Consider the following 12,162-nt stretch of genomic DNA (forward strand, 5'->3'; position numbering starts at 1 on the left):
AGAGGATTTGCTGTGTCAATGTTCCTGATTGCAATATTATATTATTTTACAGAAAGGTTTCCTGAATTGCTACAATTCTTTGAAAGCATATATTCCTTTCCCGCTCTTGCAGATGGCAAAATGCCCATAGGAATTTCACCTGCCCCCGTTTGACGGCCTGCTCCCATTGCCTGCGGCGGTTATAATCACACTCGGACTGTGGCTGAACAGAAGTTTCTCTCCAATGTTGTCTGCAAGATTTTATATTCAATTTTTAAAGGTTAGGTATTTTCTCGTACTGTAGATATACCAAAAGGGGAAACGAAAATAATTTTAGAATAGAAATTTTTCTTGCTCTTTATTATATATCACATTTATATTTATTAGCAGTGCAAAATAATCACATATCATGACTATATTGGATGAAAAAAGGCGCTCACCATTTCCGATGAACGCCTAATCTTACTTACCAGTTATCTTTTTAATTTACTTTTCGATTTTTGTAACCGTTACCATTTTGCTTACTGCATCCCAAGTCGTTGTTGCACCAAGCTCATCTGCTACGAAACGAACAGGCATATAGGTACGATCATTGAGGATAACGGGAGCGACACCGTATTTTTCAAGTACTTTGCCGATTGTCATCTTAATTTCCTTGCCATCAATAGTCAGTACGACCTCTTTTTCCTTTTCATTCCAAGCAACCTTACCACCCAGAGATTCTGTTACGAATCTGATCGGAACCAAGGTTCTGTCGTTCATGATAACAGGTGCAACGTCCTTTTCGTAAGCCTTGCCGTTTACGAACATTGTCTTGCTGCCAATCTGCATTACTACGACTGTCTTTGTTTCCTCTGCGGGCTGGTCGGGTTTGGATGCGTTCTGCTTAAATGCAGCCTTTACTTCCACCTTAGATGCCGGCATCGTAAAGGTGTATTTGCCATCGCCCTTATCGATCAGCTTGATTTCCTTGCCGTCTTTGTCGGTTGCTTTGATTATGCCAAGTGCATAGCCATCGTTTGCCTTCGTTGTAATAGTTACAACACTGCCCTTCGCCGCGCTTGTCTTATCAAGCGTAACTTTGCCATTGTCTGCGGAAGAAACGGTTACAGCATATTTTGTTGCGCTGCTGCCACCGCCGCCGGAAGAACCGGAGTTAATTTTCGTCCAGTTTACAGTTATGGTTACGCTGTGGTCAGGCATAGTAAAGCTAATGCCTCTGTCGTTGATTTCTTCATTTTTTGCAGTCCAAGTTAAGTCGCTTTCACTTATTCCCACAAGTGTAAGGTCTTTTAATGTATATCCACTTCTCTTACCAATCTGGAGAGCTACTCTCTCATCTTTGGCATAATCAGCCTTATACGTTGTTCCCGGAGTAATTATCATTGTATCTCCATAAAGGCCGTATGCTGTAACAGTATACTTTTCACCGGAAATAACATCTTCATAAGTTGCTGTTGCCGCAACCGCTTCGGCAGGCATTTTAAATTTTGCTGTTACGCTTGTTTTGCTTGTGCCCTCAACAAATTCTACACTGTCAAGACCGATCCATTCCTTAAACTGCTTGCCTGTTTCTGCTGCATTTGCCTCGATCATTACAATCTCATCTTTTTCAAATTCGCCGCTGCCTGTGCCGCCGTTTACCGTTAAAGTATATTTCGTACCGGGCGTATTTGCCTTTTCATATTTGAAATATTCATACGTTGCATCAAAGGAAGCAACCTCCGAAGCTGTTTGTGGGTCCTCACCGCCCGTAAATTTCGGTGTTTTATATTTTGAGAAATCCGGAGTATTTGTTGAATCTATTGTGCCTGTTGGGCTATACAACTCGCCTGTGCCATCGGAAATTTCAACACTTCCTGCCGAAATAGCATTTGTTGTTATGGAAGATGCAAGAAGATATCCACCCTCCTGAATAACGTTATCTACGGAAATGGCCTGTTTTTTAGCGGCAATCTGCACACTTCCACCCTTTTGGATGTATTTATATTTTGTACCATGTCCATCACAGAAGATTCCGTATCCACAGGATCCCGCTAAAAGCTGTGCATCGCCCAAAATCTCAATTTTTTCGGATGGAAAAACAGCAATGTTTTCCACCTGATTGCCTAAAGTCTCGTTAATTATTGTTCTAATTTGAACATAAGCATTGTCCTTGAGGGTGATATTTGAGCCGCCGATGCTGATGATTTCATTAACAGTACCCGTGTCCTGATCTATTGAAATCAAAATTTTCGCATTTTCCTCAATTGTCAAATCTCCGTAAGCTCCCAAGCCGCACACAAATTTAACGGTTGTGATGTAGGGAACAGAAATGATGCCGTTTCCTTTAATCGTTACATTATGTTCAGAGTAAAGACCATAACAATTATCTAATTCACCTGCAGATACATTGGAAGGAAGCATTTTGCTTGTACCCTCCAGTTCAACCGTTAAATCCTCCAATCCGCTGTATATCATAAAGCCGGAAGAATCTGTTTGGCCACTTCCCGTGGCAATGTCTTTCTTGTAGTATGTTGTAATTTCCGCATTGTCAAGGGTTAGTGTTTTTGTGCTTTCATTAAACGAAATTTTTCCGTTGCCCAAGACATCACTTGCATTTTCACTTGTAACCTGAATTCCGCCAACCCAAAGATCGTATTTTTCAGGTTCAACCGTTGTTTTTTCAATTTTGTAATATTTATGAGCCTCAAGCTCTGTCTTATTTGTCGGCGCTTTAATAGCTGCTGCATTTTCTGCACTGTCGCCCGCTTTAACTGTTACGCCTTCAAAAGCTATTGTGGCAAGGCTGTCTTTATTTGCCTTAATTGCAGGATTGCCCGAAAATTCCGCACTGCCGCCGCTAAAGGATATTTTATCCCCCAAAAGGAATAATGCATACCAATAATTGGTTTCTGCCGTCATTTTACCGTCTTTAAAATCGAAGTTCTTCGCATAAATGCAGTAGCTGCCGGTTGATAAAAGCTTAACCTCGCCACCATCTTGAACATAGTCAAAGCCACCCTTGGTTGATGTTTGATAGAAACAATACAAATCAGAAACAATGTCAACCTTTGCATTTTCTGTTACCTTAAAGTCTCCCGCAGCGCAGATACCTATAGTGCCGCCTCCCGACATTTTAAGGTTAATGTTAGCATCGCCACCAATTGTTAAGCCGCCTTCGGCAAAAATTCCTTCATGGGTGCCTGCTGTTGCCTGGTGGTCTGTTTTAATTGTCACCTTGTCACCAATAGTTAAGAGCCCTTTGGAACCAATTCCATAGGCAAAAGTCCATTCCGGAGCAATGTTAAGGTTAAGGGTTCCTTCGCCCACAAATGTGAGGGTTCCCTCGGAATATATTCCGTTATACCCAGAATAACCCAGTGAGCCGTCAAACGGTGCACCAACCGTATTTTCACCCTCAAGTTTAATATTAAGCCCTGAAAGCTTGCTGTAAACAGAAGCCCATACGCCCATGTTGGCTTTTTCTGTAATGTTTACTCCGCTAAGGGTCAATGTATTTGTTTTGGCATCAAACTTAACTTTCCCATCATTCACAGTACCTGCTAAAACATTTGCTGCATTTTTGTTTGTAACCTGTGTTTCACCAATCCAAAGGTTATATTTTTCTTCAGGCTCATAATTTTCAGAATATATTTTCAGATATTTATATATTTTATATCCGTCTGCTGTGTTAGGAAGCGAAGTAATTTCTGATGCGATATCTTTGCTTTCCCCCGCAAGTATTTTCATATCGGTATATTTTGAAGTATCAGGTAAAATGCCTCCCAAATAAACCGCCTGCAAACCTCCTGTAGCCTCAATTATTCCGTTAGAAATTTCAAATTTTTTGGAGGAAGATGCAACAGAAAGTCCCACTTCTTCGCCATCAGCTATTAAACTGCCTCCTGTGAATTCCATGCCTTCCACAGCAAGACCTGCATATTCGGATGTAATCCTCACTGTGCCGCCGTTTTGAGTATAAGGCTTGCTGTCCGACTCAATGCCGACATATGACGAATATACCTGAACTTCTGCGCTGTCTTTAATTTCAAAACCATTAGCCATGGCTCCTATGAAGTATGTACTTTCTTTATAACTGTCTTCGATCGTGCTGGTTGTTATATTAAGCTCTGCACTTTCCTGAACAACGCATTTTCCGTAAGATATAACACCATAAACAAATCCTACTTTATCGCCGGGGTTGCCACTCATTGTGTTCACATTAACAGTTGTGTTTTTGCCGAATGTAAGGTTGCCTTCGGCAAAAATTCCCATGTTCATGCCGCTGCCCTTAGCAAAATTTGCTTTCGGAACATCCACATGTATTGTTCCGCCTCCTGTGAAGGTGATATTGCCTGTGCTTGCAATTGCAATGGCATAGTCGCATGTAAGAGCCGTAGTCGGGCTTGCCATAGCAAGAATGTTTTCATTCTCAAGATTAATTATAAGGTTTGGCATATCTGCATAAATACCAACATATTCCGCTTTCCCATCCACTGTTCTAAGCGCACCGACCAAGTCAAAAAAGCCTGCGTTGCTAAGTGTGAGGGTATTTGTTGTTGGGTCAAATTTTGCAGAGGTCGGGTTGTCGGTTAAAATGTCCTCTTTATTTGCTTCCGTTACCTGAATTTCGCCCAACCAAAGGTTATATTCCGATGGTGCTGTTTTTGCGTTTACTGCAAAATATGGATATGCTTTAAATTCTGCTGCGCTTGTTGGAGCCTCAATAGGCTGTGCAGCTTCACTGGAGGAGCCGCCTTTAACCTCCACGTCGCTAAAGGTGATTGCTTTAGATTCATAAACTGCAACGCCGGTTTTTGCCAAAAATTCTGCATTTCCGCCTGTAAACGAAGTAACGGAATCCTTTCCGTTCACACACAGGGCTTTATCATTTGAAACTACGTTAAGCGTTCCGCCGCTAAAGTCGAAGTTTGTAACCTCAATACCAACATCAGCCCTCTTAACGTTCACTTTTCCGCCTTTTTGAATGTAATTAAGCCTGCTTGATCCGCCCAGACTTACAAAAATCCCCCAGGAATTGTTCATCTCTGTGGAAAGGGTAATTTCGGTGTTTTCCAAAACCTCAAATTCCCCCAAAGCGTTAATTGCTTTAATTACGGTTGAAGCATTTGCTGCACGGGTTAATGTAATATCCAGCTTTGAGTTGCCCAAAGCTTTAATTCCGCCTTCTGCATTAATTCCATAAGCCGCAGTCCCTGAAACAACGTTTTTCATTTTAATTGAAACATCTTCCTCAATAGTTAAAAGCCCTACCGAGTCAATTCCATAGATATAGTTCCAGTCGGAGGCAAAGGCAATATCAAGGCTGCCTGTTCCGCAAATGGTTAAGTTTCCTGAGGAATATATTCCTCTATAGCTTGTGGTAGTTTCATCTTTTGGTGAATCAATTGTGTTATTACCTTCAACCTTAATAACAAGGTTTTCAAGGTTGCTGAATATTGATGCACCGAATCTATTGACGTGTTTTCCTGTGATGTTTGCGTTCTTAAGGGTTAAAGTGCTTGATTCAAAATCAAAAGAAACTGTACCGTCTTTTAAAACATCATCTGCGTTTGTGCTTGTAACCTGCACTCCAGAAATCCAAAGGTCATACTCTTGGGCGGGCGCAGCTGTTTTTTCAATTTTATAATATTTATGTGTACCGATTTCTTCTGCTGTGGCAGGAACTTGGGAAAGCTTTTCGGCAACTCCCGCACTTTCTCCTGCCGAAATGGCATAATTTTTAAAGCCTGAAAAATCAAACTTTGCATTGCCGGAATCTATGGCTTTTTCTTTGCCAAAAAGCTCTGCCGTGCCGCCTGTAAATTTAAGAGTATCTGCTGTGTGCAGGGCAGTTTTTTCTGATGTTACGTTAAGGCTTCCGCCGCCGAATTCAAAGTTATCCATATAGATGCCTTCTTCAGCCGCATTAACAGTCACTCTGCCTCCTGTCTGCTTAAACCCTGAACCGCTTGCTACAGAATGTGAAATGCCCTTTTTGTTTGACTTTATATCAAGTACGGCATCTTCCGAAACCTTTAAAACATTGGCTTCAATTGCCGAAACATAGTCATGTCTATTGTTTATATCCACCGTAGTTTCCGAGTTGCCTTTAAATTCAATTGTTTCGGGAGAATACAAACCTATATATTTATTTTCCGTATCATCAGTAGTGTCTTGAATCGTAATTTTCACATCATCAGAAACAGTAATGCCCTCTGTGGCATAAATTCCCTGGGCCTCCTCCTCACGATATTTTCCAAGGTTTATGGTAAGGTTCGAGTCCCCCTCGATATTAATTGCTCCTTCATTATAAATACCGCAATAGTTGTTGGAGTACGTGCTTTCATAGGTACCAATAATGCTTGATTTTCCCGTAGCTTTAATGTTAAGTTCATCAAGCTTTCCGTAAATCGGATAATGCTTGCCGCCTTTACTATAGGCAAGTCCTTCGTCTATATTTGCTCCGTCAAGGGTAAGGGTGTTTGTTGCCGCATCAAAGGAAATCTTGCCGTTGTTAACTGTATCTGTGGATAAAACATTTCCTGCATTTGCGCTGGTAACCTGTGTGTTTCCCACCCAAAGCTTATATTTTGTTTCTCCGCCTTTCGGCTTCCAAAGGGCAATGTTGTCGATAAAAGCCACAACACCTTCCGCCGGATTATTTTCAAAGTAAAACTCAAGCTTAACAGTATATCCTGCGGCCTGCCAAAAGTCAAATATTTTATTCTGAATTTTCTCTGTGCTTGGTTCAACTCTCCAATGCACACCGGAAAAACCGCCCGACAGCCCTACCGGCGTAATTTCGGCAGCAAGTTTTCTGCCTGGGTTTTTGCCGTCCAGCGTCCAATAGTCAAAGGTAAGCTTATACTCCTTACCGATTGAAAGGTCAAAATTATCGCTTGTTTTAATTGTTACTTTAGCATCTTTTCCGTTTAAAAAAAGAGAATTTTTGCTGCCTTCGGGTGCAAGCACGTTCTCGCCAGTTTCAACAACATAGGCCCCTTGGCCGGACCACTCTTCAGGCATATCGGTGCTTGCCATAAAGCCCAATTCCTCGTTCTCTTTAAAACTCTCCGAATCATAAGATTCAAAATCCTCGCTCCAAACAAGCTCGTAGCCGTCATATGGCGGCTCAAAATCGGTCGCCGCAAAGGCACTTGCCGGAACAAGAGAAAAAACCATAACCATGCTTAAAACGAAGCTTAAAAGTTTTTCCCTCATAATATCCCTCCTTTTATAATGTTAAAATACAATAAAATATATTGTTGGGGCCCCTCCAAAAGAAGAATCAAGAAGATAATTTTCAAAAAATTATTGCTCCGCCGAAAGAACTTCAAAGCCTGCCACCCTTGCAATCTCTCCGATCGTGGTTTTAGTATAGCCTTTTTCCAGAAACAGAGCCACCGCTGCACGCAGTACCTTCTGCTGTGTTAAAAGACCTACTGATTGTTTTCCTCTCGGCAAATTAGCACACTCCTTCATATGTAAAGTATACTTGTGATTACACTCCCGTAATATTATGTAATTATCATAACATACGACTTACCATTCTGCAATCAAAACTTTTATAAAACTGTCTTTGCAGCAGCGGCATTAAAAAATAAGTATAAAAAAAGGCAATGCCTTAGGTGCCTCCAAATAAAAAAACATATTATAACTGAAATAGCGGCAAAACTGCGGATACAAGGAAAAATTCCGAAGGCACCCTTTAACTTAGATTGTCTGGGAACTCTGACGGCGTAGCCGCACTTTGCAATATTTCAGTGGTTAGGTTTCTTATACCTTGCCATAATAAAAGGTCCTACTAATGATATTTATCGTATCATAGAAGAACCTTTAAACACTATTTTACAGAAAAACCCTCACATGCCCTTTTTATAGCAATGCAGTCGTCAAACCACTGCTATTTTATAACAAGGAGGTTTTTATATACTAAAGTTTTATCTTCCCCCAGTAAAACTGGGGGTTTATTTCCACGCATAAATGCACCAAGAAAAAGCAGCAAAATATAAAATTGTGCCGCCAAGATCATTAAAGCAACGGTGTCATATACAAAGGAAGGAACACAATTCCATTTTCCTCTTTTAGATCCCCTGTATGCAGAACGTATGGGGTATTTGTTTGTTGATCAAATTTTCTAATAAATTTTTTTAGGGATGTGATTGTGTAGTTTTTGGAAGATTTCACTTCAATGGGAGAAATATTATGGCGATTGCTTGTTTTGCTTTTTGCAATCAAAAAATCAATCTCCATTCTTTCTTCTTTATCTTCCCTGCAGGAACAGGAGTAAAAATATAATTTGTGACCACTTGCAACAAGCATTTGGGCAACAATGTTCTCCACGATCATCCCTTTATTTACTTCCAGTTTATCAAAGAGCAATTTTTTATAAAGCTCCTCACTTACAATCCCATTTTCATCAAATGCATGACTAATCAGCAACCCTGTATCTGCCATATAGCATTTTAAGGTCATGCGATCCATATTAAGTTTCAATCCAATGCTCGGAGCTGTAGAATTGTAACAGATATTTACGATCATTGCATCCTCAAGCCAAAACAACGCATCCTCATAGTCCCGCAGGCGCGCCTCTTTACTGATAGATGATAACTTAAACTTCTTTTCATGCTTTTGCAGTTGTGACGGTATTTCATCAAAAATACTCGCTACCTTAATTTCATAACCACTTGCGTGTTTCATAATATCTGCTCTATATAAGGTAAGTATGTCTCTTTTGATTTTATCTACTTTATCAAAATCCTTAGATAAAACATACTCCTGAACTGCCTGCGGCATCCCCCCGACAATTAAATACTGCCGGAAGTAATCCATAGCCTTACGGTGCATGCTCTGACCCATTGGCTTATTCTCTGTAAAGCACTTTTTAATAATCCCCATAAGGGTATCATTTCCCAATGCTAAGAGAAACTCCTCAAAATCCATCGGGTACATTCTGATGTGGCGTTCTTCAGATGGAATCAGAATATCCTGCACATTCTTTTTAATAGACATGAGTGAACCTGTTTCAATATAATCATACCGCCCATCTGCCACAAGATATTTAATCGCAGCTCTCGCTCTTGGATACATCTGCACCTCATCAAAAATGATTAGCGATTCATGCGGATATAGCTTTACATTATAATAAACCGATAAATACATAAATAGCGAATCCAAATCATTCAGATAATTATTAAATAAGTCTTTCACTTCATCATTTACCCTATTGAAATCAATCATAAGGTAGGTTTTATATTCAGTCTTGGCAAATTCCTCAACAATATAGCTTTTTCCAACACGCCTTGCTCCATCAATCAGTAATGCTGTTTTTCCTGCTCCGTCCTTCTTCCATTCCAGGAGCACATCATATATTTTTCTCTTCATTTAAAAGCTCCTTTCAATTATACAATAAAACTACGCCTTTATTTTATCACGAAATCCAAAATTTTAACACCATAATTATACACTTTTTCAAAGTTTTTATATCCGTAGTTTTACACGTTTTCGAGAAATTTAATTAGTATGCTAGCTAAAAAATGAAGGTTAAAACACGGGAATCCTTTTGGCATAATAAAGCACCCCACTTGTTTATCGTACTATCTAACAAATGGGGTGTTATTCAAGGTCTCTTTTAGTAGATATATTTTTTCTTTCTAAGCACAGATACCTTTCTTATTTTTCTCTACAGGTACTATCATTTCTCTGGCAAGTATCATCCACTGCACGATATGAAACAAATCTGCCTGAAATTCTGCTGTAAAGCGTGCATCTTCCTTCCACGCAAAAGCGTTTTCATCCATCCGTTTTATGGCATTTTCTGCCGCCTGATATATTTCTATAGACCTAGTATCCTCTCTTGAAAGCATAATACGCCGACTGATATATTCCTTCTGCCTATGCTCATTTACAATAACCTCACCAAGAAATAGCTGTTGTAGAATCAGCATGATAACCTCCTTTATCCGTTTTTCAGTATCTTCCTGCAAAAGATACTTGGGCAGATTCTGCATCAGTTCCATCACAAGATAAAGTGCTACATATCTGCACTCTATTTCCCGAAAGGCTTGGTAGTGTCTGGAGCCCTCATCAATATGCAGAGAAACAGCCTTTTTATAACGTGCCTCATAATGCTCATACCATTCTTTCAGTTCCTTTTGGTAGTCCACGTGATCCACCTCGCTTTATCCCATTTATTGTGTTTTCACTTCCTTTATGCTGCATTTTTCTCTCTGATTTTCTTCAAAACCCTGCTTTCGTATCGTTTCACAAACTCCTGCACCTCGCTCGTCATAACATGATTGCTGTATCCCCTGCACTGAATGATTTCATTCTTCTGCAGCTCCATCGTATAGAACGGTTTGTCCGGCGATTGCAAATCCCGCACAAAGAGGATAATGCTCGTTCCGTCTGCCACACGGGAGGTATAGGTTGCAACACAGTGATGGAGGGTATGTCCTTCTTCTTTGATTTCCAGTAAATCCTTTGGCACAACAACGGCGAACCGATTATCTTTCCAGGCATAGAGATTCCGATATTTTTTCAGTAATCGCTTTGCTCGGCGTTCTTCCTGCTGTATTTTCTTTCTCCGCTCCTGCTCCCGTCTATTCAGTACATCCTGATATGCTAATTTATGAGCGACAATTAAATCTTTCGGGAACAGGACAAAGCTATTTTTCAGATCATATCCAAGTTCCCGGCAAAAACAGATATAGTCCTTCCAGATACCCATAATTGTTAAAAGGTCATACTGTCGGTCTATAAAACCATTACAGTACCGTTCTGCCTTATGCAGTGACGTATACTGTAAAAGCGCGAAGATAACATCCATGTTCTTTCTGTATGTATCGTAGAACCGCTTAAACTCGCCGGCACTCAGGTTCACCCCCTGCTTACATAATTTGTTATATATATCCAACTGATAGAAGGACATATCGCAGGCTTGAATAAAGCGAAAATTCTGTTTGGAAACCCCAAGCATTTCGTGAAGGGACTTCTTATTCCTCTGCACACGATATGCATAATTGGAATAGCTTGTAAGCTCGTAGGTCATTGCATAAAGCCCCGCTTTCACGAAGTATTCGATTTCAGGCATACTCTGATACCGCTTCAGATAGCCATAAGGATTCACTGCGGCCCCGTCCCAACGGGAGGCAAATTCCTTTAATGCACAATATTGATACCGCGTATTCTTCAGAACAGCATGCAGATTCTTTGTATAGACCGCTACGTCCAAGAAACTATATTTCATCCAATCCTGACACCATCTGATTTTTCCGGTCTGTTTAAACTGCCGATATTCATAGCCAAGAACCAAGCTATCTTCATAAAACTCTCGCATCAGCTCCTTCGTGCTGATTTTAGGATTACGGTAATCACCATAATACGATTTGGAAACAGAAAAATACCGTACCAGAAACCCTTTCGGTGTTTTCTGGAAATAAGCAACCTGCCCATGGTCAAAAATATGTTTTGCTTTTCCCTCTGCAAGAAATATAACCTTTACGCCACATTTCGGGCAGTGTCCTTTTGCACGATGCCGTACTTTATGCACCTTTACCTCCTGATGGCAATGCGTGCAATAGCCGTCCATATATTTTTTTCTGCTGTAGCGATAATAGATATATCTGCTGTGCGCCATCGCAACCTCATCAATCCAATCATCGAAGTCCTTGGGCAAGGGCTTTATTTCTTGCATTTTCCGGTCTATGCGTTTCTCAATTATTGCATGCTTCTTTTGAAGCCGCTGCTCCAGAATCATGTTCTGCGCCTGCCTGATTTTTGCATACCCACTTCGCTTTATCCTTTCATCCTCCGTATAGGAAAGGTATGTATTCACCACTCGTTCCGAAGCGGTATCACAAAGAACAGGTTCTTCCTTGCTATAGTAATCATACGCAAGCAGAGAGTCTAATCTGCCCGTGCGCCATTTCACAGTACCTTCTTCATAGTACTGTGAGATATAATCCGTTTTTGTCAGGAAGGTTCTGATTCTCGGTTCTTTTATCCCAAGAACAAGATCCTTTCTGCTATATAACTGCAATACCAGAATTCGTTTATGATTTATCATCCTTACCGCTGCTTTGATATAGTACGATGCTTTTTCATGCCGTCTTGCCTGACTGATGGTAGCCTCTGTCGCCAACTGTACCGGTATCTTCCGAAGCAACACTTTCTTTAAGCTGTTCTTTCCCATCTTAA

Annotated in this window: 5 protein-coding genes; all 5 read right to left on the reverse strand. The window is 40.5% G+C overall.

Translation table 11 applies throughout. From position 1 onward, the window contains the following. Nucleotides 1–465: 465 nt before the first annotated feature. On the reverse strand, nt 466–7,185 hold the full coding sequence (locus tag EJE48_RS07735) for a stalk domain-containing protein (RefSeq protein WP_118578645.1): 6,720 nt from the start codon (nt 7,183–7,185) through the stop codon (nt 466–468). A 90-nt stretch (nt 7,186–7,275) separates the two neighbouring features. Further along, nucleotides 7,276–7,428 carry a TetR/AcrR family transcriptional regulator gene (locus tag EJE48_RS07740; protein WP_243107994.1) on the reverse strand — a complete coding sequence of 51 codons (153 nt, stop codon included), beginning with the start codon at nt 7,426–7,428 and terminating at the stop codon, nt 7,276–7,278. 567 nt (nt 7,429–7,995) lie between these two features. Continuing rightward, nucleotides 7,996–9,348: an ATP-binding protein gene (locus EJE48_RS07745; protein ID WP_118578641.1), complete on the reverse strand. Its 1,353-nt coding sequence runs from the start codon at nt 9,346–9,348 to the stop codon at nt 7,996–7,998. A gap of 269 nt (nt 9,349–9,617) precedes the next feature. Beyond that, entirely contained in the window at nt 9,618–10,130 is a 513-nt protein-coding gene (locus tag EJE48_RS07750; protein ID WP_118578639.1) for a hypothetical protein, read from the reverse strand. Between the two features lie 44 nt (nt 10,131–10,174). Continuing rightward, nucleotides 10,175–12,157 carry a PcfJ domain-containing protein gene (locus EJE48_RS07755; RefSeq protein ID WP_124984467.1) on the reverse strand — a complete coding sequence of 661 codons (1,983 nt, stop codon included), beginning with the start codon at nt 12,155–12,157 and terminating at the stop codon, nt 10,175–10,177. Nucleotides 12,158–12,162: the final 5 nt, after the last annotated feature.

This window comes from Anaerotignum faecicola, assembly GCF_003865035.1.
Lineage (GTDB): Bacteria > Bacillota > Clostridia > Lachnospirales > Anaerotignaceae > Anaerotignum_A > Anaerotignum_A faecicola.

Coding starts and splice junctions, on each gene's coding strand:
- EJE48_RS07735 (WP_118578645.1), bottom strand. CDS start 7,185: ATGAGGGAAAAACTTTTAAGCTTCGTTTTAAGCATGGTTATGGTTTTT.
- EJE48_RS07745 (WP_118578641.1), bottom strand. CDS start 9,348: ATGAAGAGAAAAATATATGATGTGCTCCTGGAATGGAAGAAGGACGGA.
- EJE48_RS07755 (WP_124984467.1), bottom strand. CDS start 12,157: ATGGGAAAGAACAGCTTAAAGAAAGTGTTGCTTCGGAAGATACCGGTA.